The sequence below is a fragment of the Bacillus sp. 7894-2 genome (assembly GCF_002272225.1).
Classification (GTDB): Bacteria; Bacillota; Bacilli; order Bacillales; family Cytobacillaceae; genus Cytobacillus.
Window position 1 is genome coordinate 42,636 of the sequence record NZ_NPDG01000099.1, and the last position, 26,995, is coordinate 69,630.

Annotated in this window: 29 protein-coding genes and 1 tRNA gene; 29 read left to right on the top strand and 1 reads right to left on the bottom strand. The window is 50.0% G+C overall.

Annotated elements, in window-relative coordinates; translation table 11 throughout:
• Positions 1-78: 78 nt before the first annotated feature.
• Complete coding sequence (locus tag CHI10_RS14785) at positions 79-303, bottom strand: hypothetical protein (RefSeq protein WP_142301778.1); 225 nt, start codon at positions 301-303, stop codon at positions 79-81.
• Positions 304-2,200: 1,897 nt separating this feature from the next.
• Between CHI10_RS14785 and CHI10_RS14790 the strand changes: the two genes are divergently transcribed.
• The 29 genes from CHI10_RS14790 to CHI10_RS22890 all read left to right on the top strand — a co-directional run bounded on the left by CHI10_RS14790 (position 2,201) and on the right by CHI10_RS22890 (position 26,984).
• Positions 2,201-2,274, top strand: a tRNA-Trp gene (locus CHI10_RS14790).
• Between the two features lie 80 nt (positions 2,275-2,354).
• The gene (locus tag CHI10_RS14795; RefSeq protein ID WP_095245001.1) at positions 2,355-2,705 is read left to right on the top strand and encodes a hypothetical protein; all 351 of its coding nucleotides are present in this window, start codon (positions 2,355-2,357) and stop codon (positions 2,703-2,705) included.
• 25 nt (positions 2,706-2,730) lie between these two features.
• The gene (locus tag CHI10_RS14800; RefSeq protein WP_095245002.1) at positions 2,731-3,165 is read left to right on the top strand and encodes a phBC6A51 family helix-turn-helix protein; all 435 of its coding nucleotides are present in this window, start codon (positions 2,731-2,733) and stop codon (positions 3,163-3,165) included.
• A 27-nt stretch (positions 3,166-3,192) separates the two neighbouring features.
• Positions 3,193-3,459, top strand: a complete 267-nt coding sequence (locus CHI10_RS14805) for a hypothetical protein (RefSeq protein WP_095245003.1) — start codon at positions 3,193-3,195, stop codon at positions 3,457-3,459.
• Positions 3,459-5,177 (top strand): phage terminase large subunit, encoded by a 1,719-nt coding sequence (terL, locus tag CHI10_RS14810; protein ID WP_095245004.1) that lies wholly within the window; start codon positions 3,459-3,461, stop codon positions 5,175-5,177. Before CHI10_RS14805 ends, terL begins: the two co-directional genes overlap by 1 nt.
• A gap of 165 nt (positions 5,178-5,342) precedes the next feature.
• Positions 5,343-7,307 (top strand): phage portal protein, encoded by a 1,965-nt coding sequence (locus CHI10_RS14815; RefSeq protein WP_095245005.1) that lies wholly within the window; start codon positions 5,343-5,345, stop codon positions 7,305-7,307.
• Positions 7,308-7,415: 108 nt separating this feature from the next.
• The gene (locus CHI10_RS14820) at positions 7,416-8,036 is read left to right on the top strand and encodes a DUF4355 domain-containing protein (protein WP_095245006.1); all 621 of its coding nucleotides are present in this window, start codon (positions 7,416-7,418) and stop codon (positions 8,034-8,036) included.
• 26 nt (positions 8,037-8,062) lie between these two features.
• Positions 8,063-8,449 (top strand): hypothetical protein, encoded by a 387-nt coding sequence (locus tag CHI10_RS14825; RefSeq protein ID WP_095245007.1) that lies wholly within the window; start codon positions 8,063-8,065, stop codon positions 8,447-8,449.
• Between the two features lie 56 nt (positions 8,450-8,505).
• Positions 8,506-9,522, top strand: coding sequence for a major capsid protein (locus CHI10_RS14830; protein ID WP_095245008.1), 1,017 nt, complete (start codon positions 8,506-8,508; stop codon positions 9,520-9,522).
• 6 nt (positions 9,523-9,528) lie between these two features.
• Positions 9,529-9,744 carry a hypothetical protein gene (locus tag CHI10_RS14835; protein WP_095245009.1) on the top strand — a complete coding sequence of 72 codons (216 nt, stop codon included), beginning with the start codon at positions 9,529-9,531 and terminating at the stop codon, positions 9,742-9,744.
• A 17-nt stretch (positions 9,745-9,761) separates the two neighbouring features.
• Positions 9,762-10,148: a hypothetical protein gene (locus CHI10_RS14840; RefSeq protein WP_095245010.1), complete on the top strand. Its 387-nt coding sequence runs from the start codon at positions 9,762-9,764 to the stop codon at positions 10,146-10,148.
• Between the two features lie 13 nt (positions 10,149-10,161).
• The gene (locus tag CHI10_RS14845; RefSeq protein WP_095245011.1) at positions 10,162-11,049 is read left to right on the top strand and encodes a hypothetical protein; all 888 of its coding nucleotides are present in this window, start codon (positions 10,162-10,164) and stop codon (positions 11,047-11,049) included.
• On the top strand, positions 11,050-11,442 hold the full coding sequence (locus CHI10_RS14850; RefSeq protein ID WP_095245012.1) for a hypothetical protein: 393 nt from the start codon (positions 11,050-11,052) through the stop codon (positions 11,440-11,442).
• The gene (locus CHI10_RS14855; protein ID WP_095245013.1) at positions 11,442-11,807 is read left to right on the top strand and encodes a hypothetical protein; all 366 of its coding nucleotides are present in this window, start codon (positions 11,442-11,444) and stop codon (positions 11,805-11,807) included. The genes CHI10_RS14850 and CHI10_RS14855 overlap by 1 nt, the downstream gene beginning before the upstream one ends.
• A gap of 20 nt (positions 11,808-11,827) precedes the next feature.
• Positions 11,828-12,271 (top strand): hypothetical protein, encoded by a 444-nt coding sequence (locus CHI10_RS14860; protein WP_095245014.1) that lies wholly within the window; start codon positions 11,828-11,830, stop codon positions 12,269-12,271.
• Positions 12,272-12,294: 23 nt separating this feature from the next.
• Positions 12,295-12,681, top strand: coding sequence for a hypothetical protein (locus CHI10_RS14865; protein WP_095245015.1), 387 nt, complete (start codon positions 12,295-12,297; stop codon positions 12,679-12,681).
• A 113-nt stretch (positions 12,682-12,794) separates the two neighbouring features.
• Positions 12,795-13,142 (top strand): hypothetical protein, encoded by a 348-nt coding sequence (locus tag CHI10_RS14870; RefSeq protein ID WP_095245016.1) that lies wholly within the window; start codon positions 12,795-12,797, stop codon positions 13,140-13,142.
• Between the two features lie 269 nt (positions 13,143-13,411).
• On the top strand, positions 13,412-15,577 hold the full coding sequence (locus tag CHI10_RS14875; protein WP_095245017.1) for a phage tail protein: 2,166 nt from the start codon (positions 13,412-13,414) through the stop codon (positions 15,575-15,577).
• Positions 15,577-16,440 (top strand): phage distal tail protein, encoded by an 864-nt coding sequence (locus CHI10_RS14880; RefSeq protein WP_095245018.1) that lies wholly within the window; start codon positions 15,577-15,579, stop codon positions 16,438-16,440. The genes CHI10_RS14875 and CHI10_RS14880 overlap by 1 nt, the downstream gene beginning before the upstream one ends.
• A gap of 13 nt (positions 16,441-16,453) precedes the next feature.
• Positions 16,454-17,413 (top strand): complement C1q domain-containing protein, encoded by a 960-nt coding sequence (locus CHI10_RS14885; protein WP_095245019.1) that lies wholly within the window; start codon positions 16,454-16,456, stop codon positions 17,411-17,413.
• 13 nt (positions 17,414-17,426) lie between these two features.
• The gene (locus tag CHI10_RS14890; protein WP_095245020.1) at positions 17,427-22,928 is read left to right on the top strand and encodes a Gp37-like protein; all 5,502 of its coding nucleotides are present in this window, start codon (positions 17,427-17,429) and stop codon (positions 22,926-22,928) included.
• Positions 22,921-23,085, top strand: a complete 165-nt coding sequence (locus CHI10_RS22420; protein ID WP_179289046.1) for a hypothetical protein — start codon at positions 22,921-22,923, stop codon at positions 23,083-23,085. The genes CHI10_RS14890 and CHI10_RS22420 overlap by 8 nt, the downstream gene beginning before the upstream one ends.
• Complete coding sequence (locus CHI10_RS14895) at positions 23,078-23,359, top strand: hypothetical protein (RefSeq protein ID WP_095245021.1); 282 nt, start codon at positions 23,078-23,080, stop codon at positions 23,357-23,359. The genes CHI10_RS22420 and CHI10_RS14895 overlap by 8 nt, the downstream gene beginning before the upstream one ends.
• A gap of 12 nt (positions 23,360-23,371) precedes the next feature.
• On the top strand, positions 23,372-23,602 hold the full coding sequence (locus CHI10_RS14900; RefSeq protein ID WP_095245022.1) for a holin: 231 nt from the start codon (positions 23,372-23,374) through the stop codon (positions 23,600-23,602).
• Positions 23,602-24,399, top strand: a complete 798-nt coding sequence (locus tag CHI10_RS14905) for an N-acetylmuramoyl-L-alanine amidase (RefSeq protein ID WP_179289047.1) — start codon at positions 23,602-23,604, stop codon at positions 24,397-24,399. The genes CHI10_RS14900 and CHI10_RS14905 overlap by 1 nt, the downstream gene beginning before the upstream one ends.
• A 316-nt stretch (positions 24,400-24,715) precedes the next feature.
• Complete coding sequence (locus tag CHI10_RS14910; RefSeq protein WP_095245023.1) at positions 24,716-24,901, top strand: hypothetical protein; 186 nt, start codon at positions 24,716-24,718, stop codon at positions 24,899-24,901.
• A 104-nt stretch (positions 24,902-25,005) separates the two neighbouring features.
• Positions 25,006-25,266: a hypothetical protein gene (locus CHI10_RS14915; protein ID WP_095245024.1), complete on the top strand. Its 261-nt coding sequence runs from the start codon at positions 25,006-25,008 to the stop codon at positions 25,264-25,266.
• A 1-nt stretch (position 25,267) separates the two neighbouring features.
• Complete coding sequence (locus CHI10_RS14920; RefSeq protein ID WP_095245025.1) at positions 25,268-26,452, top strand: FtsK/SpoIIIE domain-containing protein; 1,185 nt, start codon at positions 25,268-25,270, stop codon at positions 26,450-26,452.
• Complete coding sequence (locus CHI10_RS22890; RefSeq protein WP_095245026.1) at positions 26,367-26,984, top strand: replication-relaxation family protein; 618 nt, start codon at positions 26,367-26,369, stop codon at positions 26,982-26,984. The genes CHI10_RS14920 and CHI10_RS22890 overlap by 86 nt, the downstream gene beginning before the upstream one ends.
• Positions 26,985-26,995 lie beyond the last annotated feature (11 nt).

Consider the following 26,995-nt stretch of genomic DNA (forward strand, 5'->3'; position numbering starts at 1 on the left):
TCCAATTATATACGTTTGATGCGTTGTCTTTTCGGTTGCTTACCGCATCTTTAAACGAGCAAGCGCTGACTGCGCAAGTTACCCGTTCACCTCCTTAAGTTCCTCGATTGCTTTTTCGTAACTGCTCGTATGGAATTTTCGGTACAAGTCGATTCGCCCGTTTGCCGTGTATGCCTCGTAATCCTCTTCGTCTAGTACAACGAATATTTCTTTCGGTCGTTCCTTGTGGCCCCAATCCTCGATTAACGCCTCAACCGCTTGTAACTGCTCGGTTTTTGAGACATCGTATACATCGTCAAACATTCTGATCCCCTGTATTAGCTTGCTCATGCCCATGCTATCGCATCCCTTCGCTTGTTTTTCGATTTAACCTGTATCTTTACTTTCGTACCTACGTAATATACTCGTGTTTGCTGCATAATTCGCCCAGGGTATTTGCGCTGCGTGGCCGACTTTCGTCGTCACCTTCGCTTGCTCGCTTAAAGACGAGGTAAGCTATCGAATTGTCGGAATCTGTGCACCGCTAGACCGTCGCTCGTGCTTTCGCCGTCATCGCAACCTTTAGCTATCCGCTCCGCTTAATTCGTCCACTGATAAAGGGTTATTGTTCTTGCTTGTTGGCGTCCTATCCATTCCGTGTATTAGTCGGTACTCACTCGCTGAGTTTTCGCTCGCTATCGCTGTGTAAGCCGTAGGTCGTTGCGTTTGCTCGCTTATATTCCCGTCGGATTCAGATGCCTCAGTGGAAACCCGCTGTATTCGCTTGTCAAAGATCCATTAAATTGCCGTGACTATAGAGATAAGTGACTGTGTTGCCTTGTTGCTTGCGTTAACCTTAGTATAACTCAACTCGTTTACCGTGTCAACCGTTTGAAGGAACTTTTTTTCGTTACCACTCGAGCCATTTTCCGAACTCAATCGTACTAGCGAACTCAGCAGTGAAACCCCTTATTCGGTTGACCTTAGTATAACATGCCTCGTTTACCGTGTCAACTACTTTTTTTTAATTCGTTGTTACCGTTGTTTCACTCGGTTGCTACCCGATTGTTTCAAGCTATTAGGATGAACACCGCCAAACCGTGTTGCCGTTTGACTACCCTTAGTATAACACCGACTCTTAAACCGTGTCAACACTTTTTTCGATTTTTTTTCGAAGCCGTTGTTTCCGCCGTTACAAGCCGTTGTTTTATTAAGTTAACCCTAGTATACAACGACACTTTTAAAGAGTCAACAATTAATTTCGAAAAAATATCGATCAGACAACGTTAAAAAGCCGTCAACCCCTTGGGGCACAACGGTTGCAGCCGTTTTAACGAAAATAAAATAAACTTTTTTCTTCTATATACGCAATTTTAACCCGTTTAGTACGGCTATATATTGAGGGGGTAAGGCAACGTATACCATAACGCATATTAACGTTAACTATCGTTAATACAACGGCATTAACGGCAAACAAAGTTTGCCATACTCGTTACACTCGTATCAATAGATACTAACAGAAACAAACGTATAAACGTATTTACCGATAATAACAGCTAATAAACGATAGTAACGAATACAACGTTTATATGCGGTATTTAAAACAATCGTTGGGTAACCGTTAAAACCCCGTTAATATAGCGGTTTATTGTACGGCAGCCGTTTCGGATTCGGCAATTTTGACGAGTTTCTTCTTATATACGTTTTAACGGTGGCTGAGGGGGTTTCTCGTTTGCTATCGATTGACTACCGTTTGTTACTCGATATCGAACCGCTTGGCAAAATAGGGGTTATCGGTGGGTTAACGGTTTAGGCAACGAATATACTGCCGTAATGTATCGGGCAGGACGTTCATGACGGACACTGTCTGGAAACTTCAGGGGGTTATCGGTAACTATACGGCAATAACGATAGGGGTATATTATCGGTAACATAACGTTATTTATAACGGTGGTTAAGTGGGTAAAAACGGCTGCAACCGTTGGGGGAGTAAGGCCGAAGCTGTTCGGGGATCATACGAACACTAGTTTACATAATGAGGGTTATAGGAAGTAGTCGGTGCCTGGAAACGGCTTAAAACGTTGATATGACGGGGTTTTAGACCCCCGGGGGGTATGTCGTGGGGCCCGCGCTGCCGGGTGAACAATAATTTGCGTTAGAATTTTATAACTCGAGGGTCAAACGATGGCACCTCGTAATATTACCGAACTAAAGTTTACGTAGGGGCGCATGTTCCAAGGCTAGGCGAGACGGTCTCCAAAACCGTTTGGGCAGGTTCGATTCCTGTCGCCCCTGTTACGAAAGTACAGTTAACATAACGATAACACGCTTGCTGAAAGAGCGCAAGCTATTTCAGCGAAAGGGAGGGCGTCAACATGCTCGTTGTAAAAACGTTGGTGCTCGAGGAGCAAGCAGACGAATTCGAACGGGTTAACATCGATGGTTTCACGGTCGAAGAACTACATTTGAATTACGGTGCATCACTCGCAGGCCTACGCTACGACAGCGTGCATATTAACGTTGATCCCTCGAAACAAGACGAACACTACAATGCGTATGTCAAAGCGCACCAGGCATACCAAAACGGTAGTTTCGAGGGTCATTACGAGACTATGCGCGAGGTTGACGAGAGAAACGCTAAGTACCGTCAAGCAGCGCCTAAGACGCGTACAACCGAAGAGATGCGCGAATACTTAAGCAACGGGGGTGGCGATACCTCCGATTAGACACGACTGAAAGGAGGGGATAATCATGGCGAACAAACATAATTTCAAATATGACGAAAGTAAGCTGTTACCAGGTCAACGAGAAGCAGCGATTAGGCTCGTAGAGCACGAGTTCACACCGAAGGCACAGCGTAAGACACAGGACGCGCTAGCCGAGGAGCTCGGTATCTCACGTAAGACCCTTTACAATTGGGATAAACGAGATGCTAACTTTATCGCGTATAAGAACTACCTTGCGTCGGAATTCATGGATTCGCATCTATCGTTTGTTTACAAGAAACTTATCGATTCAATCGAGCGTGGTTCCGTTAAAGGCATCGAGCTTTACTTGAAGCGTATCGGCGACCTCGACACAGCAACGGAAGTAACGATTAAGCAATCGGGTGAGCAGTCGTTTGAAGAGCGTAAAGCAGCGTTGTTAGCGCGACTCGGCGCTGATGTAAATGAGGACGAAGAATAACGATTATAAACGAGGAGGACGATGAGGATGGAACGTATCGATCATTTACTAGCTTATTTACACGAGCTACAGAAGCTAGAACACGCGGGGCATAATTGCCACCGAGAAATAGACGAGGCCATTGCTGAGATACGCGACGAGCTCAGCCTAGCGGGCAGAGAGAAGAGAGGAAGCGTTGTTCGATTCAAACCGGGGTCAGGCTTGTACGACGGATTAGGACTTTTACTAAACGATAAAACAGGCGAGATTCTACACTCGTTTGAGTTACCGCCTAAGATGCGAGGCATGCGGTAATGGCGTTCGTTAACGGAGAATGGCTCGCGTATGACGAGCGAGCATCGTACATTCGAGAGTTAATCGAAGAACGCCGGCTGTTGCTCGCACTGCTAAAGGCGGGCCAAGCGGTTGAATCCGACTTGGTTCGACTGGAGACAGTAGTAGACGAACTTGAACGAGTGGAGCGCGTCCACAAGGGCGAGCACAACGTACTGTACTTCGGTATGACGTATTTCTCGGAAGACGGCAACCCGGGCAATCCGGACAATTTAATACCCGCAGGCGTCAACGTGCTAAACGCAGCATTCGTCCATAAAGAGCTATGCGGGCTATTCCACGATATCATGACGGGCCGGCAAACGAAGAATGTCGCCTGGGCGGTCCCTCGTGGGCATGCGAAGACAGCGTGGATCTCGAACATATTCCTCGTACATCAGCTCGTGTATAGGGCCCGCAGGTACATCGTATTGTTCTCGGAAACAACCGACGTAGCCGGCGATTTTATCTCGTGGGGCAAGTATCAGCTTAAGTTGAACGAGAAGTTACGTGAGGATTTCGGCGAGCTACTACACGTTAAGCCGTCAATGAACGAGCTTGACAATAAATACGAATTCATCACGAAGTCAGGCGCAAAGGTCGAAGGTAAAGGACTAGGCACGCAGACACGCGGACTACGCCACGGTAACACACGACCAGATATGTTCATTTTGGACGACTTGGAATCGAAGGACAGCACGAACACGCCGGAGTTAATCGAGAAGTCCAAAGCGTGGTTCCGCGAGGAAATGTTGCCTGCGATGTCTCGTAACGGTATCTGTATATACCTCGGTACTATCCTATGTTACGGCTCACTGTTGCATTACGTTATCGAGGAACGGCGGGACTTTGAATCACGTAAGATGTCGGCCATTAATTCGTATGCAACGCGCGAGGACATGTGGGAGCAATGGCGTCAGATTTATCGGTCTGACTCGGCTACTGCAGCGGACGATGCGCGGTCCTTCTACGAAGCGAATGAAACCGAAATGCTACGTGGCAGCGAAATCCTATGGCCCGGCTATTGGTCGTATTACGAGTTCATGGTACGCCGGGAAGAAAACGGGATCAAAGCGTTTAACCAGGAGTACCAAAATAACCCAACGGACGAAGAACGGCAGATATTCAAGCCGGAATACTTCGCGCAGTATCGTTTCCGTCGGGAAGACTTAGCCGAAGCTAACTTACGATTCTACGGAGCTATCGATTTCGCAATGGGTAAGGAAGCGGGGGATTATTCCGTTATTGTTACGATAGCTAAGAATCTAGACACCGGAAAGTGTTACGTCTGGGATGTTTATATGGAGCGAGTTCATCCGGATGTCCTATTGAGGATGGCGGTGCACTATACGCTTAAGTATCAGTATGATGCGATAGGCGTCGAGGCTCAATTCGCCCAGGAGTGGTTCGCGGATAAGCTTTCGGAGGAGCTCAGTAACAACGGATACCCTTCGCACACGAGACTAAAGAAAATAAAGCAAAGGACAAGAAAGGCGTTGCGGATTGAAGCGCTTCTGCCGGATGTCCAGAACGGTAATCTACGATTCTTCCAAAACGTAGAACTAGCTGCGATGGAACAATTCGAGATGTACCCTATGCACAAACACGATGACTTCCCGGATTGCTGCTCTATGGCGTATATGACAGCGAAAGCCGGAAATGCGGTTGTCCAAACGACCGGAAAGCGAGTGAGGTGGTAGGTTGAATAGACTTTCGTATAGTAGTGAAAAGCGTGTGGGTTTACGATGTTCCGTTTTTGGGAGACAGAAATAAAAACGGACGTCGAGGCGTGTGTCGAGGTTGTAATGGCGAATATAAACGAAATCGAAGACGAGAAAATATCTTAGCAGAGAGGAGGCGTTTGAATGGGACGTTTTGAACGATTCACAGCGGACTATCAGCTAATGAATCCGGAGGACATGGATGAGCTTTTGTTTAGCCCGTTCGAAGTAGCACTCGGAGAACAAACGGTTGAACGCTTGCAAAATCAATTCGAGAACTACGAGTATTACAGCGGTAAGCAACATCGGAATGAAACCGGTGAACTAGTTGCCTCGTCCGAACTCGAGCGACCTGCGGGCCTAGATTACGACCCTACACGGTACGCAACGAATTACTTCAAGGCGATTATCAACCGTAAGGCTCGATGGCAAATGGGCGGAAAGCACTCGGTGTCAGTCCCTCGGAAGAAAATCGTAAATGACGACGGCACATCACCGGTGCAAACAACGTCAGAACAAGCGGAAGGGCAAGCGCAAGGTTCTCCTACCCAGGCGAGCTCAGGAGCGCAAACAGCGGGTAATTCCCCGGCAGGACCGCAGGCACCGCAAGGGGCGCAGTCAGCCACGCAGCCAACGTTAGCGCCGAATGTCCAAGCGCAAGACCCGGCTCAGTTAGAGGCCGACAGAATCGCAGAGGGCTTCGAGAAGGTTTTACATCAGCTATGGCGCGAGAACAAAATGCGCAGTAAGTTACTGCAGGCAGCGCGTGACCGGTTAATCGCCGACAGGGTTGTCGCTAAAATCGTGTTCAATCCGTACACAGGTAAGCTACGATGGATCTTCCGTCCAGATACGGAATTTTTTCCGGTATACTCGGACGATGACTACGAAGAGATGATCGCGTGCCATTTTATCCGACAGATGATGGTGGAAGACGGGGACGAAGAAATCGAAGCATTCCGTAAGCAGACATTCACGCTAGAAGGCGGAGGCATCGGAGACAACGAAGGCACAGGCGAACGTCAATGCTTCGTAGAAGAGGCGATTTACTCAGCGGAAGACCTCGAAGTAATCGAGCAAGTACAGCCGAGGACACCGATGGGTATTCCGTTCATCCCGGTCGTAGCATTCGAGGTTAACGATTTACTAGCTGAGAACGCGCGAGACAGCGAGATTGCTAACTTACGAGAGCAGAACGATGTATTGAACCGAATGAACGAGGACGCAATCGACGCACTTAAGTTCGAAATGTTCGCGATGACTACTGTATTAAACGCACCTGAGGGCACAGCCGACCAAATGCAAATCGCACCTGGCGCAGTACTCGAGGCACGCGGATTCCAAGACGGTCAGAACCCGTCAATCCAAAAGCTAGAATCGAGCTTCAAGTGGGGCGCGGTATTTAAGGACCAATACATGCGAGTCAAAGGCGCAATGCACGAGGTATCCGGCCTTCCGCAGGTGGTTCCGCAGGAGCTTAACTTCGGAGGACTTAACGGGGATGCCCTACAGATTTTGTTCCACGACATAATCTCGGACACCGAAGAGCACTGGTTATCGTGGGAATACGGTCTGCAGGAGCTTCACGAGAAGTCAATCAAGTACTTGCAAGCTCGTTTAGGCGAAGGCAACTTCAATTACGATAAAGAAATCATCCGTAAAATCGAAGACTACGAAACAGAAATGAAATTCGTACTGCCGTTACCAGATAACCGTAAGGAACTTGTCGAGCTATTAACGGAGGAAATGACCGCGCAGTTAGAATCGCAGTCAGGCGCTCTTAAGCGACTAGGCGTTGAGGATATCAAAGCGAAGCAAGACGAAATCAATCGAGAGTTCCAAGCGATGCAAGCGATGATGGATCCGTACGGTGGAGACATGCCGATTAACCCGGACACTAAGCCGGCGCCTGGCCCGTTAACACCGGCAGCGGAGGAACTCGAGTTAGCGCTTGAACAAGGCACAGCACCGCGTAACGCTAAAGGTGAGGAAGTCGAAATGTGCAGTGAGTGCGGAGGCTCCGGTAAGGTAGTTAACGTAGCTGACGGCGACATTGCGACCTGTCAAAACTGCCGTGGAGACGGTGTTGTCCAAGTGCGCCAAAGGTAAGCAGTACAGGTAAGACAGCGGTAATTCAGTAAGTAACGGACCTACGATAAGTCATTAAACTGACGGCTCGTGCGAAAGCACAATAATACGCGAAAGGCGGAGTTAGTTATGAAAGCACCACGTAAGTTTTTAATGTCGTTAGATATTCAGAAGTTTAGCGCAGAAAACGGAGAAGGCGAACAACAAAACGAGCAGCACGAACAGCAAGGCGAAAACCAAGGTGAAAATAACACGGGAGGGGAACCCGGTACTAACCCCGAGCCTAAGTTTACGCAAGCTGATATCGACCGCATCGTTAGGGAACGTCTTGACCGAGAGAAGCGCAAGCGCGACGAAGCCCTCGAAGCTGAACGCAAAGAGGCCGAGCGCAAACGACTTGAAGAGGAGCAGAAGTACAAGGAGCTATACGATAACCTGCAAAAGGATCTCGAGGCTCAACGTGCTACGTCGCTTCAAGTCAAGAAAGAGTCGTTGTTAGCTCAAGCCGGCTACTCAGAGGAGCAAGCGAAGACTCTTACGAAATTAATCGAAGGTGACGATGACGAAGCGCTTAAGGCGTCGCTAGAAAGCGTGAAGGCGTTGTTCCCTCCGAAGCAAGAAAAGCCGTACGGCGACCCTAACCCGGGCAACGGCGGAAAGCAACCGCCGAAAACGAAAGACCTCGAGGACAAAGGACGCGCAGCTTTCGAGCGTCTGAAAAAGCTAGGCAAAGTCAAAGGCAAAAACTAAACCAATAACAAAGGAGACGATTCACAATGGCATACAACTTACAGCCAAGCCAAACAGGATTCACAGGCGGTAAAAATATTCTAGCGTCTGAGCACGTTCAATTCATCGAAGTAGGTGCGACTCTTGACGCAACTGCATTCCCGGCAGGAACTATCGAGTTAGGTACACTTATTGCACGTAACTCTACTTCCGGAAAATTCGAGCCTTACGCGGAGACTACTCCGGGCACAATCGAGCCAGGATTCGAAGACTTCTCGGTTCTTAACATCGATGTTGTAAACGACGGCGAGAACGACACTATCGTTGGTGAAGTAATCGTACGTGGATCTATTTACGTTGACAAGTTACCGGCAGCTCCGACTGACGCATTCAAAGCAGCTAACGATAACATTCGCTATATCCCAGCTCGCTAATTAACACGCATTTAAACGAAAACTAACGAAACCAAAATTAAAGGAGACGATATAAAATGGCAGGTATCACACACTTAGAGCAATTCCAAAAACCAGCATTACTAGGATTGGTGGACGCAACAGTCGAAGAGACAATGCCGACGTTCGCTGACCGATATATCCCGAATGAGAATACGTTCAGCACGAAGTTTGCGTACGACATCATCAAGTCGAACAAGTACATCGCTGCGATGATCGGACACGGCGCGGAGCCACCGGTTGTTGACCGTAATCAAGTCGCTTCTATGGCCGGCGAGATTGCGAAGATGGGTCTTAAGTACATCGCTACCGAAGAGGAGTTACTTGCGCTTCACCAAGCACGTTCTGGCGCCGAGTCCCAGGCGATGATCGACAACTTAACGTTTGAAGGCGTTCAGCTTGTTCAAGCGATGCAGCGTCGTATCGACGTTATCAAAATGGAAGCATTAACGAAAGGTCAATTCGCTTATAAGAAGCACGGCGTTGAAGTAACGGTTGACTTCGGTATCCCTGCGGAGAACAAAAAAGTATTGTCCGATTCAACATGGGCTGACGCTTCTCACGACGTAATCGGTGACTTGCTTGAGTGGAACCAAGCGTACGAAGATGCTAACGGTGAAGCTCCGGATGCTATCTACATGTCTCGTGAAGTTCAAGCGTTGCTACTAAAGAACACGACTATCGTAACGGAAGCTGCGGGATCTGGCTCCGGTCGTACTCGTGTATCTGTTGACGAGCTTAACTCCGTACTTGGTGGATACGGCTTACCGGCAGTTAACGTTGTTACTAACCGTAAGGTAACTGTTAAGAACGTTGCAGACGGTTCTGACGAAGTAATCGAGTTCTTCCCGGTTAACCGTGTAGTAATGCTGTCTGAGGGCGTTGGTAAATTCCTACTAGGCCCAACTGTAGAAAACGAATTCCAACCGGGTATCGTTCTTACTGCAGAAGACCTACGTGCTCCTATCCGTTCTGTACTAGAAACGGTAGCGGCCGGATTCCCAACTATCGAACAGCCTAGCCGTATCTTCCACGCTGACGTTTACGCGGTTTAATAGATAATGGCGAAAGTTAAGGTAATCGGGGCTTATGTCGATGGACACGGCCCCGGTTCTATCGTTGAGGTGAACGACAAAACGGCTGCATACCTAGAGCGCATCGGTTACGGCAAAATACAAGTGGAAACCGAGCAAAAGGAAGCGAAAGAAGAGCCGAAGTCAAAGCCGAAAGCGAAGGCAAAATCGAAATCGAAGAGCAAGCCGAAAGGCGACGAATAAATCGAGGGGGCGTTTAAATGGCGACTAAAGCCGAGTTAGCAACGACACTCCTCAGTCGATTTAAAGGCGTTCCGAACGTAGACCAAACGGACGTAGACGGATGGATCGAGAGGTCAATGCTGGAGCACGGTTTTAGGCTCGACCAGGACGTCCGAACAGAAGACCAATTACTCGTTCTCCTCTACGCTGAATGGGACGGGACGCAGCAAATCGCACTAAGGACAGCGTACTACTTCGAATACAAAGACAGCGAGGAATCGGTAGACAAACGGATGGTATCCGAGGCTTACCGAAACATGGCCGATCAGTTATTCCGAAAGTACGAGCGTAAAAAGAACGAAGCAGGACGGACAGCCGGACCAAGGTTCCGTGTCATGTCGAGAGCAGACCGACCAATTTACTAAGGGGGCGTATTAAGTGAGCGAACGGAAATTCAACGCACAACTCGATGAACTCCTCGAGCAAATCGAGAATACCCTGCCCCGTAAGTACGGTCAATTAACGAAGGCAGCCGACAGGGCCCGTTTGACAGTCGAAGATGTATTGGCTAAGCATGCGGACCTCAACGGCATTGTGCCACGTAACAAGCAAGGCGCTGTGATTCGTGAGGTACAACGGATTGAGGGCGAGATTTACCGTAGCATTCAAACGGAGCTGCAGTTGGTGTTTAATTCAACGGCTGAGGCTACGCTTATGGGCTTATCAACCGCAATAGCAACCGCGTTGAACGTGACGGCTTTACTTGCAGTCGCAGGACTAGCGAAAGCCCTCGCTGATATGACGTTGCTACTGCCGAGCCTACTAGGTAAATCAACCGATGCTTTTATTCGCGATTTAGCGAGAACACCGTTCAATCGTAAGGATTCCGACGGCTTAAAACTTAACGACAGGCTACGTGATATAGCACGACTACTAACCCGGGAAGTCTCGAGCACACTTCGAACAAGTATCCAAAAAGGCGAAGTCACCTCTCAGATGAACCGCAAGGTAGCTCGTAGCTTTAAAACGTTAGATTGGCGTATAAAGACGATAGTCGAAACGGAAGTTCTTTACTTGATGCGAAACGGCATCGCGCTATTCGCTGAGTATTCCGGCATCGCGAAGGGTCTTCGAATCGTTGACTACCCACACGGCAAGCCAGGCGAGCACGAACGTCACAAATGCCACATCTATGCTCACGCGGACGAGTACGGAATGGGCGAAGGTGTTTACCCCGTTACGACTCGAAAGATACGGCACCCGCACCCGCGCTGTCGATCAACGCTTCACCTAGTCCTACACGACAAGCTACGAGGGGGACGTTAAATGTTAGAACCGTGGGACATCGAACACATCAAACAAACCCGTGAAGAAATAACCCAGCACCGCACCGAGGATATTCTGCTTTACAAACGCACAATCATCGGAACTGACCCGTTTACCGGCGACAACAAGTACGGGGAGACAACAGAAACCGTACAAGGTACGTGGAAAACGCTCATATCGCAATCCGGAGGCGAGGGCGAAATCCAATACGTTAACGGCGTGCTGGCAGTGACGGATGACGCGATAATCAACCTGGACATCGGCGTTGATGTCGATGACGTTACGAAGGTACAGCGTGTTAGAACCGGCGAGCAGTACGTGATTAAAGCGCGTGACACACTCGGGATTGGCGAACCAAACCGGCACTATATCCTACTCGAGCTGATTAAGTAATGGTTAAATATCGGATTGAGTTCGATGATGGTATTAAAAACGTTAAGAGGAACGTAGGTCGTAGAGGTGCTAAGAAACTCCGGAAAAGGTTGGAGCTTGCCCTTGAGGAAGGTACTCACGCTATGGCCGATAGGGCAGCCGACTACTCTCCGAAAGATACCACAGCGCTTATGCACTCGATACTCGCGTCGGTTGAAAGGGAAGCGCCTCTAACGTACTACTTCGGGTCCACAATGCCGTATGCGCAGCGCCAAGAGTACGAGCATAAGACGAAGCGCTACTACTTCCGACGGGCAATCCGAAAGGAGCAGCCACATTTGTGGGGTAGGTTCGAGGACATCGTTAAGGACCAATTCAAAGGCTAAACGGAAGGGAGGTGTAAGCGTTGAGTTACGATGTTACGTATTCCCTCCGTAAGGCCCTCGAGTCTAGCGTGCCCGAGGCAAACGATGTGCAAATCATCTATGAAGGCGTAGAGCTGACGAATATCCCGAAGCCTTACTTGACTATCGAGTATATAACGGACTCAGTCGAGGAATTATCGGCTGGGCATCGGAGTTATTTCGATACCTACAACTTCCAAGTCGGCGTATTCGCTAACGATGTTAACGAGTTATTCCGATTGGAGTCGAAGGTTCGTAAAGTACTGCGGGAACCGAAGGGGCACACGTTGTATTCCTATGACGAATTAACCGAGTCCTTCGTCGATACCGGCAATAAGATACCGTTGTACGATAACGGGTTCACACCGATTAGAAACGAAGATAACTCGAACATTACCGACAATCACCGTGGCTACTTCGATGTATCAGTCGAGGTACTCACGTAATAACAAACGAAAGGATGACGTAAATGAAAGCGACAGGACAATACGCAAAAGTGGACATCACTGTCGGAGGTACTCCGGTTACCGTAATGGAGCTCCGCGAGTGGTCTGTATCCGGTTCTACGGAGAAAGTCGACTCTACCGTTGCAGGCAAGAAGTGGACAGAGCATGAAATCGGGCACGGCTCGTGGGAGGGCGAAGCAACTATCCTCGATGTGGATACGTTCTGGGTCGACCACCTATTCGAAAAGGTAACGATTAAGTTCTTCTTCCATGAAGACGACGTTGACGCGGCTTACGAAGGTGAAGCATCGCTAGACTTCGAAGTAGGTACGCCTTACGACGACATGATCGAAACTAGCCTTTCCCTCACGGGATCCGGCCCGTTGGCACACGTAGACACTACTCCTTAATCACGGCAGTTAACGCCCGTCTAGGTTAGCTACCGAAAAGCATAATCCGAAGTGCCTGGCGGGCGCTTTTATTAATTCGGGTAATCAAACTAAAACTATCGGAGGTTTTATAAATGGCGAAATTTGACGTTAAAGCATTACGAGAAAAGGTACTAGCAAGTGACGATATTCAATACGGTGAAGTTTACGTTGACGAATGGGACGTAACTCTGCCTATTAAAACGTTGGCTTCCAACGAGATGAAACAGGTCATGAAGTTTAGGTCGGACATGGTACGTATGATGAACCTTGCGGTTATTTACGGCTGCAAAACGAAGGAAGGCGAATCCGTGTTCAACGAAAAAGACCTGGCGAAACTCGAAGCAGAGAAGTCGTTCGGGGCGATTCAGAAGATTGCCGGCAAGATACTTGAAATGAGTGGATTCTATGATGGGGCGGAGAACGAGGCAAAAAACGACTAAAGGACGATGGTTACCTACGCTCGCTTTACGAATTAGCTGACGCTAAGGACACAACCGTAGGCGAGCTCGTGGGTTCACGTCGTCGTTATTCTATGATTCATTTGCCCGAGCGTGTTGCGCAGGCGTTCGGTCTTACAGCCGATGAATCCGTTATACGCATAGAACACCATGACGAAGGTATCTCTCCGAACGAAATTCCGTTTTGGTCGGCGTTCTACTCGATTAAAGCGAAGGAAGCCAAACGGAATAAGTAGAAAGGGAGGTACGACATGGCAGCGAAAAATAATAACAAAATGAACATAAGCTATACGATTCGTGCGGTCGATAGGTTTACGGACACACACGAACGGTTAGAGCGACAGCTTGAAGCATTAGAACGACAGGCAGCGGCGTTAGAATCGGTCGACCCGGACATCAACGTAGACGCGGACACAGCCAATGCTCAAAATCAGCTAAACGCAACGAACAACGCGGTTAACCGACTACCGTGGTATCGAAAGATTACGATATGGGTCGAGCAAAAAGGCGACATTGGTCGTTTGGCTACGAGGCTCCGTAATATCGATGAAATCCTGCTACAGCTTGGTCAAGGTATTATCTGGGCACTTATACCGACGTTAGGTCCCGCACTTGCTGTTGCAGCCGGTGGAGCCGGAGCGTTAGCGTCACAGCTTGTCGGAGCAGTCGTAGGACTCGGGGCATTCGCAATGGTCGCTGTGCCTGCGATTAAACACCTAAAGGACCTCGACGGTGAGGTTAAACGGGGGTCCGCCGAATGGAAAAAGCTAAGCGACGGTACGAGGGCCGCACTTACATCGCTGGATGCGCTTCGTGATACGTGGAGCAAAATGCAAGATACGTTCCGAGAGCCTACGTTACAAGTGTTCGCTTCCGCGCTTAATGGCGCTAACACAGCGTTAAAAATGTTCCAACCAACGGTTGAGGGTTCGATTAAGGCGATGCAAAACTTAGCGGACGCATTCAGCGCTAACCTCGGTGCAACGGACGTTAAGGAAATATTCGAATGGCTCGGTACGACAGCCGGACATTACCTCGAGGATTTAATGAAAACACTCGGTAACTTCACGGTTGGCTTATTCAACATGTTCGTAGCATTTGACCCGTTGACTCAGTCGTTCTCTGACGGGTTCTTGAAGATGTCCGAGAGCTTCCGTGAGTGGGCAGCTAACCTCGAGAACAATACGGCATGGCAGCGATTCCTCGAATATACTGCCGAGAATGGCCCGAAGTTGCTATCGTTCTTCGGCAGCTTTATCCAGGCGCTTACGCAGATATTCATTGCGATGGCTCCGGTCGGCGAAAAGGTACTCGAGGTAGCAACGAATCTATTCAAGTGGATTGACGCATTCCTCGAAGCGAACCCGCAGGCCGGTAAGTTCCTAGCGTACTTAATCCTATGGCGTGCGGCTCTAAGTATCGTAGGTGTCGCTATGGTTGCGTTATTCAGTACCCTCGGCTCGTTCATCGGATGGGTCGTTAAGATATGGGGATGGCTCGGTAAACTACGTACCGCGATTCAAGGGTTAGGTCCGTGGTTCACGCGTATCTGGGGCTGGCTCACTCGGCTAGGTTCCGTAATCGCATCGGTGCTTCCGTGGATCGGCCGTATCGGCATGGCGTTAATTCGTTTTGCAACCGGTCCTATCGGTCTTGCAATTACGGCTGTTATCCTTATCGCTACGGTCATCTACAAGAATTGGGATTCGATTAAGACGTGGACAATCGATACGTTTAATAAGATATCCGCGTGGATTAAAACGAAATGGAACGAAGCTAAAGCCGTTATTGAAGGCGTTAAGTATTGGGTTACAACGGTAGTTGGCGCAATGGGCGACATGTGGCGTGCTGTAAAGGATAAAATGCGCGAAATCTACGACTCCATTAAAACTAAATGGGACGAAGCCAAAGCGTTCCTCGAGGGCATCGACCTGTGGTCTATCGGTAAGAACATTATCCAAGGACTAGTAAAAGGTATATCTAGCGTTGACATCGGGAGTGCGGTCTCGAGTGTCGCAGGTAAAATCAAGTCCGGGTTCACGAACTTCTTTAAGATCCACTCGCCGTCGAAACTGATGAACAAGGACGTCGGTCGCTGGATTACTCTCGGAGTACTTGACGGGGTAGTATCGATGGCATCGAAGGCGGAACGGCAGGCCGAGATAGTCGCCAACGCTATTAAACGCCCGTTCGATCGCATGAACAAAGACTACACGTTCAACGCGAATGTGGCGGCCTCAAGGGGAGCCTATACGGCATCACGAAACACCTCGTACCAACAGCCGACTACACCGCAGGGAGGCGGAGGTCTAACGCAGAACCTACACTTCCATGGCGAGGCAGCGTCAAGCCCGGCAGCAACCGCCCGTAAACAAAAGCAAGCGCTTAGAGACTTTGCGATGGGGGCGAATTTCTAATGTTATACGAAATCAGCTACACAAACGAACGAGGGCAAACGATAGACTTCGACCTCTCTCCGCAACTTAAAGCGCTTAGCTTCGAAGGGTTCGGGGAAGTCGAGGCTGACGTTCAGTCTCACCGGTCACCGTATCAAGACGGCAGCCGATTCATAGATTCGATTCTACACGAAAGACCACTCGAGATAATGTTTATGATAACGGGCTCTAGCGATTACGATATCGCCCAAACTCGACGAAACTTATCACAGGTGTTCAATCCGAAGATCCCGGGCACTTTGACGGTTATTGCATCGGGCAGGACGTTTCTAATCAACGTTGTGCCTGAGCACGTACCGACGTTCCCTAGTGGGCCATCGAATCAAGGCGCTCGCTATCAAAAGGGAGCCATCGATTTAATCGCACACGACCCGTATTGGCGCGAGCCACAGCAAGTGTCCCATGCGTTGACCGCCTACGAAGGGCTGTTTAGTTTCCCGTTTAGCTTTCCGATTGAGTTCGGAACTGAGGGCGACTCGACTGTCGTACGTAATCGAGGCACCGTTGAAACATCGATCGAATTAAACATACAAGGACCGGTCGTGAATCCCGTTGTTACAAACGAGACTACCGGTGAGTACTTGAAACTAAACCGAGCACTCGCGGCTAACGAGGTTCTTCATATAAATACGAGCAGGCATAACAAACGTGTGGAGATTTACCGTGACGGCCTAGTAATCGAGAAAGCGTGGGGTTACCTCGACGAGTTCTCCGATTTCTTCTCGCTGATACCTGGCGACAACTTACTGTCGTATAAGGCGGACTCCGGAACGGACATCGCGATTGCGTCTGTAGTATGGCACAACAAATTCTTAGGTATATAAGGAGTTGAAATAAATGGAACGAAGTTACTTCTTTAACACACCGGATGGCGGCGCACCCGTCACGTACGGAGCCGAGGACTTCGCGCGGTTTCACGCACAAATTATCGGTAACGGCGTGTCTAACACGGCGACCCTCGATGATTTGCTCGTGCTCTCCAAGGTGAATATGACCGTTTCATTAACGGCAGGGTACGCATTTGCCAACGGCTATATGTACGAGAACACAGCACCACTTGACCTGACGTGTGAGGTCGCGGATCCATCGCTTGACCGTATTGACCGGGTGATTATCCGGTTTGACAATACGCCTACTGAGCGCAGGACTTACGCATATATCAAGCCAGGCACTCCCGCAACGAATCCGGTACCTCCGGCACTTACGCGGAACACAACTATTTACGAACTAAGCGTGGCACAAGTTCGAGTGGTGGCCGGCAAGTCATTTATCGCTGCAGGTAGCATTACGGACGAACGCACCGACGACACTGTTTGCGGGTATATCCCGTTGCATAATATTTACCGGGGCTTAGCCGTCAGCAGGGACGGAATCATTACGCTTCCTAATCAATCATTCGTTGAGGCTCGAGACACTGCGCCGACATACGACCTTGACGGCACGAACAGGATTATCCCGTTTGGTACGGTGTTAACCGACAATCAAAACGAAGCAGGCACGAACACCTTCAAACCGAAGGCAGCCGGGGTCTACCTCATATGGTTCCTAATTCGGGGCGACGGCAGGCTTAACGTAGGGCAGGCGGACATTCAGATCCACCTCGTTAAGAACGGAGTCAAGTACGAGTTCCCGTTCATCGCCGCGGTCGCATCGACTAAGGCAGACAACATGTGGGTCGGCAGCATGGTCGAAACTCTCGAGCCTGGCGACCAAATTCAGTTAAACGGAAAAGTATTCACAAGTGGTGCGGTTATTAACGTAGTCGACACTTGGACACGTATAAACAAACTATCTTAAAGGAGGTTCGGTTATGCAGCAACCGATTCGTGTATATAACGAGTTTCTCGACCTACAAATCGAGATTGACACGTACGGCAGTTTAATATTCACCCGCAGTTTCTTCGGAGTGGGCGAGTTCGAGTTGCACATCAACCGTTATGCTTACGGAGCTGAGGAACTTGACAAAGGGCGAATCATTATCCTCGATAAGCAAGCGCATAAAGCAGGCATTATCATGTCGAAGGAAATCGCCCTTGACTCCTCCGGTAAGGCCTCCGAGAATTGGAAGTTTAAAGGGTACACCCTCGACGGTTTAATCAGCCGTCGTTGGTCTGTGCCTGACCCGGGTAAGAGTCACAGCAGCTTTAAGGGTGACGGCGAGACGGTAATGAAGAAGTACGTCGAAAAGCACTTCGTAAACCCAACGGATCCTGACCGTAAAATGCCTCGAATGGAAGTCGCGCCTAATCAGTGGCGAGGCGAGCCTATCGAGTGGTCATCTCGTTACAAGGAGCTTTCTACGGAGTTTGAACAAATCGGAATGCTAACGGGGCTAGGCTGGCACGTCTACGCCGATGTTGTCGAAAAGAAATTCGTATTTGACGTTATCCCGCAGCGAGACATGACGAGGGGCAACGAACAGGGAAATACACCGATTATCTTCTCGCCTGACTTCGGGACTATTAAAGACCAATCGTTCACCGACAGCGACCAAAGCTACCGCAACGTAGGTTACGTAGGCGGGCAAGGCGAGGACGAGGACAGGGAAATCGTTGTAGTCGGCTCAGGGGCAACCGGGTTTGAGCGAATTGAGACGTTCATCGACGCAAGGGACGTAGGTGGGGACGGCGAGGAAAAGAAGACACCGGAAGAAATCCGCGACCTTTTAATCCAGCGAGGCGAGCGTAAACTTGCCGAGATGGGCAGGCTGCTATCGTTTGAATCGCAAATATTAACGCCGATCATCCGTGAAATCAATCGCATACCAGGCGGTCTTCCTATCGCTGAAACTCCATACGAATACGGCGTGGACTTCGACCTGGGCGACCGAGTTACCGTTCACAGCAAATCCTGGGGCATCGTACTGTCGTCTCCTATCGTTGAGTTCACCGAGGTACACGAGGAAGACGGATTCGCACTCGAGGCTACTTTCGGGGAGAAACGCCCTACCTTGCTTACGAAGATCGAGAAGAAGTTCGCGGAGTTATCCGGGGTTGAACAGCAGGAGCTTGCGACTAAGTATACGGCTACGCAAATCGATCAAGTAATCGAGTATACGGACGGTAAGCTATCAGCCGAGGAGCAAGCACGTATCGAGCAGGCGCAGGCAAACCTCGAGGCATCGAAAGAGTACACGGAAAACTACGCTGAGCCTAAGTTCTACCGAGGCGCTACGCCCCCTACGAACAAGCAGCTGATATGGGTCGATACTTCCAATCCGGAACATGACGTATGGAAACGTTGGGACGACGAGTTACAGGAGTGGCGTGAAGGTCCTGGCGGTCCGCAAGGTGTACGTGGGCCAGCCGGTGAAGACGGCATCACGTTGTTCACTTGGATTAAATACAGCGATGACGAAAACGGCACGAACATGAGCGACGACCCGACCGGGCGAGGGTTCATCGGTATCTCGTATAATAACGAAACGCCATACGAATCGGAAGACCCGTCTGACTATACGTGGGCAAAGATTGAAGGCGACCGAGGCGTTGAGGGGCCGGCAGGTGCCGACGGGACTACGTACTATACGTGGATTCGCTACGCTGATGATGCGCAAGGAAACGGAATGAGCGATGACCCTGCAGGCAAATCGTATCTAGGAATCTCGTATAACAACGAGAGTCAAACGGAATCTACGAACCCGTCGCACTATACGTGGTCAAAAATCGAAGGCCCGCAAGGTCCGCAGGGTACGCAAGGGCTGCAAGGCGATAAGGGCGACCAAGGGATTCAAGGCAAGCCGGGAGCAGACGGGGTGTCAAGTTATACGCACATTGCCTACGCCAACAGCGAAGACGGCACCGTGGGGTTCTCGGTTAGTGATTCGGTCGATAAGACATACATCGGTATCTACGTTGATAACGTGCCTAACGATTCTACCAATCCCGCCGATTATAATTGGACGCTAATTAAAGGAGCGGACGGCTCGCAAGGGTTGCCCGGGCCGAAAGGAGACGATGGTTTAACGCCGTACTTCCACACGGCGTGGGCGAATAACTCCACAGGAACTTCCGGCTTCTCTACGACCGACTCAACTAATAAACTCTACATCGGGACGTATACGGATTTCACTTCGGCAGACTCGACTGACCCGTCAATGTATTCGTGGACGAAGATTAAAGGAGATAAAGGCGAACAGGGCGTACAAGGCCCGCCGGGCGACGATGGGCAAACGCTATATACGTGGATCAAATACGCTGATTCAGCGACAGGCTCCGGCATGTCCGATTCTCCAACGGGTAAGGCGTACATGGGTATCTCGTACAATAACTCGAGTCCTACGGAATCCTCGACTGCAAGTGACTACACCTGGTCGAAAATCGAGGGCGATAAAGGGGTTGCGGGACCTGCGGGATCTGACGGTAAAACGTACTACACGTGGATTAAGTACGCTGACACAGCGACAGGTTCGGGGCTCAGCGACAGCCCAACGGGTAAGGCGTATTTAGGTATATCGTATAACAATCTAAGCCAAACGGAATCTACGAATGCTGCCGATTACACTTGGTCGCTAATCGAAGGTCCGAAGGGCGATAAAGGCGATAAAGGCGCTACGGGATCGCAAGGCCCGCAAGGCCCCGAAGGAGACCAAGGCCCGACAGGCCCGCAAGGACCCGAAGGTCCGGAAGGTCCACAAGGTCCAAACGTAGTAGACAGCGGAACATTCTTCGGAGAAGCGTTTAAAACACTCGGTAACAACTACTACTACCAAGCGAGCGTTGCCCCGGAAGGTTGGTACCGCATAGCTAAGTGCGAGGGCAGTCGAGCGTACGGGCGCTTTATCCTAAAGGACACCACCGCAAGTAACCATATGACTGCGGTTTTCGAAGCGTCGGTTAACTACGGGCAGAGACCGTTTGTTGCGGTTACCTCATCGTCATACTACTCGTCTCTTCCGTTCCACTCAGTGCGAATGGTAACTAAAGGTACTTACGATACCGTGTACCTCGAAGTCTGGGTGCCGGCGAACTCGGGGAATCCGTTGAGTCTGCACTGTTACATCACGGAGAATATTCAGACCTCCGGATGGGTCGGCATTGATTGGGAACCTTCGCCGGGAGTACCGACAGACTACAACGTATACACACGTCAAATCACGCCCGGTACCACGGCGCAAGACATCGCAGATGCAGCGAAAGGTTCAACGGACTTGTGGGTGCATCCGAATTCAACGTTAATCGACGGCGGTAAAATTTATACGAACTCGATTACGGCGAATCAGATTGCTGCCGGCACTATTACGGCTCAGCAGCTTGCTTCCCGTACAATTACGGCAGACCGCATCCAGACCGGTGTAATTTCCGCAGAACTACTCACAAGCGGAGATAGCCCGAACATCATCGCGCCAGGGTGGGATAACTTCGATCAGCTTGAAGGGACGCCGCCTGGTCAGGTCGGTGGTTTTTCGATATGTCAAGTCAGTGACGAAGTTGCAATGGTCGGCCACAAATCGTTAAAGACCGCCACATCAACGTCAGATGCTTATAAGTATATCGAGGACTCTGGCGGTATTGTTCCTGCCGCACCGGGCGAGAAATACGTCGTAAGCGGCTACGCTTTTCGCGACAACACGACGGCTGTTACAGTACGGATAAATCTGGTTTTTCGCGATGATTCAGGGAATCAGCTAGGTCTCCATACCGGCGAAACTACCGTAGGTGGCGGAAGCAACAATGCATCGTGGACGCGAGTGTTCACAACCGGAGTAGCACCTGCAGGTACAACTAAGGTCGCTGTATATCTGAGAACGCGCGAGACAGGCGGAAGGGTCGTCTATTGGGATTGTTTGCAACTCGAAAAGGTGACATCCGACAAGACCGAACCATCACCGTGGAAGCCGTCCGGAACGACGATCATTCACGGGGGAAACATCACGGCGGGCACCGTGGACGCGGGCGTGCTGAAGGCGAATTCCGTTATTGCGAATAACATTACATTCACGGGCGCACTATCCGGTGCATCTGGGACGTTCAAAGGGAAAGTGACGACATCAAATCTGCTGATCGATGGTGACGATTTATCTACCGGATACAGTTCGCAAATCACGTTGAACTCATTCGGGGCGTTGGGGCTGGCAGGACCGGTCGCAGTCATCGATTCCTATTCGTGGCAAAACGCTGCAGGATCGACAGTCCACAAAACGCAAATCGATATCGGTGGGAAGAATACGCTGGACAAAAGCCGGACCTTTGCGAACGTGGACAAAATCACGCTGTGGACGGATAACTTGCTTGTCGGAAGCGCCGGACATAAAGCGTGGCACGCCGGAAACGATGGCACAGGCAGTGGACTTGACGCGGATCTTTTGGACGGGTTGCACGAGAGTTCATTCACTCGGTCGGTTGGGGGGAATGCTAACTCTGTCACAGTCTCAGATACAAGAGATAATAACACAGGGCCAACAGACCGTGCTAGAGGGGTTTATTTCGACTTTAAAAATACATCCACGATAGGTATGAGCGGAGTGGGGACATATGCCGGAACGATTATGTTCAGACCTTATGGAAGTTCATCTTCTGATGTATCCGGGGGTCACGCTTATCAGTTAGCATTTCCCGGCTCGCAAGACGGCTTTTACTTCAGGCGCGGTGCTACAACTTCGACATGGGGAGCGTGGCATTCGGTTTATCATTCCGGAATGACTAATCTCGACTTAACCGGAAAGCACATCGAAAACGTCGATAACATCTACACACTGGGCGATCGTGTACGCATCCAATCGAATACAGGCTATTTCATGGCCAACGATGAAGCTGTACTTTCCAGCGAGTTGTCAAACGGTGCGAAACTTCGAGTCGGCGCTGACGGTACCGGGTCCCGCGTGTGGTCATACGAAATATACGACCGTACGTACTCCGGTTCATCTACGACCCTACCGATGCTTATAACGTCGTCAGGAACGTTCGGGCGTCAGTCGTCCGCAACTAAATATAAGTTGAACATCAAAGAAGCGAAAACCGAGGGCATTGCCGATCGAATCCTCGACCTTAAGCCGAAGACTTGGTTCGATAAGACCGCCACGGAACAGCACGCAGCCTACCTAACTGCCGTTACCGAAGGCGAGGATATCGCGGAAGGGCAATTCGACGACTTGCTACCTATCGAGGAAGTCTGGGGACTTGTTGCGGAAGACGTCGAGGAAGCCGGACTTGACATGTTCGTACAAGGCATATTAAACGAAGACGGCACGAAGGAAATCGAAGGTATCGCGTATGACCGACTATGGATTCTGCTGCTACCTATCGTAAAGGAACTCCGCGAGCGAGTGACGGAGTTAGAATCTAAATTAAACGGGGGAATGGGAAATGGATAACGGACAAAACGGAAGTAACGTAGGCTCGGAAATTAGCATAGAGGGCGTCGTACAGACGCTTTCTTCACGCATCGCACAGCTAGAGGTCGACAGGGCGGTGCTAATCGAGCAGGTTAAGAAACTACAGTCGAAGGTAGGGGAAGCCGAAAATGGATGAACAGGAGCGTGATAGGTACTTGTTGGAAATCCTCGACCGTCTCGCTCGTTTAGAAACGAAGTTTGACGAACAAGTTGACGTGAAGCACACGGCAAGGGCTGCACTTGACACGGCGAAGGATAATACGAAGGAAATCGAAGAACTAACTCGGCGGCTTGACGAGAACGACCGCAAATGGCAAGTCGACCGAAACGAAAAGTGGGGCTTATGGATTGCGATTATCGCCGGTATCTTTGCGGTTGTACCGTCGGTAATCAGCGCACTAATTAACTAAGGGGGAGTCGTAATGAAAATCAAATGGCAAAATTACGGTTTATGGACAGCACTCGGGGCTTTGGCGACGTTGGTATTAAACGATGCTTTCGGGATCGCGCCGGAGCAAACGAACTTATACGTCAATGCACTGCTGCTTACGCTAGTTGCTGCTGGAATCGTAAGTAATCCGGAAAAGGGTAAGTGGTTCCCTGACGAAAACGGCAACGGAATTGACGATAGACTCGAAGGAGGAAACGAATAATGACACTTAAAGTTGTAATCGACGCAGGCCACGGTTATTCCACGCCAGGTAAACGTAGCCCTAGCCCTGGTGTAATGAAAGAATACGAGTTTAACCGCGCAGTATCGCTTGCAATGCGCGACGAATTGAAGAACTACGAAGGCGTCGAAGTCAAGTTTACGCATTCAGATAGCCGAGACGTCCCGTTATCCGAGCGTACAAACAGCGCTAACGCCTGGAAAGCCGATGTCTTCGTATCTATCCATGCGAATGCCTTCAACGGCAAAATGGGTGACCACGGCGGTATCGACACGTTTGTGTTCGAATCCAAGCCGGCAGAAGCCGTTAAGTTAGCCAACGTTGTACAGAAGAACTTAATTAAAGCGACAGGTCTTCGGGATCGAGGCGTCAAATCGATAGACTTCCACGTTCTGCGCGAGACTCACATGACCGCAATTCTAATTGAGCACGGCTTCATGGACTCCAAGACGGACCTACCGAAGCTAAAATCCGATGCCTACCGTAAACTTTGCGGTGAGACAAACGCGAAGTCCCTGGCGGAGTTCTACGGGTTAAAACGTAAGTCGGCTCCGAAGCCTGCAGCGAAGAAAGAGAAGAAACCGAGTGCTGCGGAGAATAAGAAAGCAACGGGGTTCACCGATATCCCTGCGGACTTTAGCTACGTAGACTCCATTAAGTTCGTACAAGACAAAGGGCTTATCAAAGGTTACTCCGATGGCAGCTTCCGTCCGAATGAGCCGACGACTCGCGGTCAACTAGCGCGGATCCTACACCGATTGCTTGACGAAAAGAAATAACGTTAACAGCTCGCCCTAACCCGGCGGGCTTTTTTCGTTTACTTACAGCAGCCACAGTATACCTTGCCACCTCGCATATACGACTCGTGGTCCTCGAGTGTAATCCCGCAGTAATCGCAGGAATAGCGCTTGCCGTCGTAGTGGTCCCGGGACTTATCATCGTCCCAGCTCGGAGTATGAAATGGATCGTACATACTATCGCCTCCTTTCGGTAACTTGTCTTTAGTATTAACGTAATTTTTTCGGAATAAACGTGCATCTTTTCGGTATCTTCGTAATACATTGTAGTATTCAGCGAAGAGAGGAGTGCAGCGAAATGGACCCGTTTACTTTTGGGATTACCTTTGTTGGCGCTACAGGTGGAGGGCTGCTCGTGTTGACCGCGCTTGAGAAGGCCGGCTTACCTATAAACGAGACAGCGATGAAAGTCGTCATGGAATGCGTCAAACTCGGGGGCATTCTTTACTTCCTTGACTACGTGAAAGACATCTTCTTCTGGTGAATTCGTCATTGCAGTGTGCAACGCCTTGCTACGATTATTGTCCGGCTTGACCCGTTTTATTCATTTAAAGTCCGACTATACTACGTATATCATGGAGGTTCCCTATGTTAAATTCTGTGCTGCGCGGATTGATCGATGGCTACTCGGATGCCAAACGACCGAAGCGAAGGAAGCTACAATACGAGGGGTTAGATAATTCGCCTGTCCTGTTTAGCTCGGCCTATCTAAACGAGCTGTACGAAGGCGCGAAGTCCAAAGAGGAATACGACGCGATACTCGGCCACATCTATAATCACACGGCGAATGACGTGGACAGTTACGCGGAACTCGAGGAGAAAATAATCGAACGATATTGGAGGGCGTAATATGATCGAATGGTTAGCGATTCCTGCCGTACTAGCTGGCGCAGCGTTCATACCGAAACGAAAGCCGAGCGAAGCCGAAATCATCAAGCAGGTGTTTATGAATCGAAGGGTCGGGTTTGCCTCGAAAGACGGCGTGAAGATACCGAAGCTCATCCGCAAGTACGATAAGCCCGAGTATACAACGTACCTCTATTCGTTGCCTCACGGGTTGCCGTCGGAGATATTCGACGCCTTAACGCCTGCACTTAAGGATGCGTTGAACAAAGAAGTCGAGTACGAGTTTGACGGCGTATTAAAGCTACAGGTGTTCCGCGAACAGCTGCCGAAGAAATGGAACTACGACAACGGGCTGATACGTGAGGGTACGTGGGAAGTCCCGATTGGCCGTAACCATAAAGGCGTGCTATACCATAACTTCGAGCACTACTGTCACATGCTTGTCGGCGGAGTCACTCGGTTTGGTAAGACCGTATTTATGAAAGTCGTTATGCACACGCTGATTCAGAATAACCCGGATGACGTCGAGTTCTATATTCTCGATTTAAAGGCGGGGCTCGAGTTCTACAAGTACAAGAAGAAATACCCGCAGGTAAGGGAAGTCGCTTGCGATGTATACGAGTCAGCCGAATTGTTATTGAAGCTAACGGACGAACTAAAGCAACGGGAGCTCATGTTCCGCGAAAAGGGCTACACGAACATCGTGGATACCCCGATTAAGAAACGAACATTCATCATCGTAGACGAAGGCGCGGAGCTATCGCCGGACATCGTAAAGGATAAAGAAGCGAAGAAGTATGCGCAGTATTGCCAGGCGGCGTTAAGCGAAATAGCTCGTATATCAGGCGGGCTAGGCTATCGGCTTATCTACGCGACACAGTACCCAACGAAAGAAGCCGTGCCGATGCAGGTGAAAATGAACATCGTCGCAAGGGTATCGTTCATATGCGCTTCCTCGATTGCCAGCCGTGTGCTGCTCGATGATGTAGGTGCCGAAGACTTGCCGGCCATACCTGGCAGAGCGATTTACCTCGTGGAAAAGAAACGCACCGTGCAGGTGCCGTATATTGACGATGGAATGATGGAGAAAGGCGGTAGTACCGATGGAGCAAGCGCGATTAGAAAGTCTGTTAACGACGATAGATTCGTTGGGAGTGGCGAGCATCAGGCAACTAAGGCGGAAGCATGACCTAAAGAGCTACCGGAATGCCTGCCGGGTAATTACGCAGCTGGCCCCATATATAAACGAAGCATTTTACAACCGGGAGAAGGTCGTCTATTTAAATAAGAAAGGACGGGACCTAATCGGATCCACACGGGAAATCACGAGGTCCGCACAACTCGAGCATCACCTGCTACGTAATGAAGTATATTTGCATTACGGGTGCCCGCCGGATTGGAAAACGGAGCACACGCTAGAGGCGGAAAATCCGCCAGCGAGACGCGTCGATTACGTTGTGAAGGGGCTAACCCCCGCAACGAAGATTAAAGCCGTATGCGACGCTTATTTTAAGCGAGACGCCGTAGCCTACGTCATAGAAGTCGATAACACCCGGGATATGGCAGACAACAAACGAAAGGTTAGGTTATATGCGGAGCTCCTACGATCAATGCCAGGGCATACACTCGTTTACTTTACGAAGACGCCCGCCCGTAAAGCGCGATTAGCTGAGTGGGTTAACGGTCTAGGCTCGGTAAAAACATTCGACGAAATTCGGTAGGGAAGTAAACT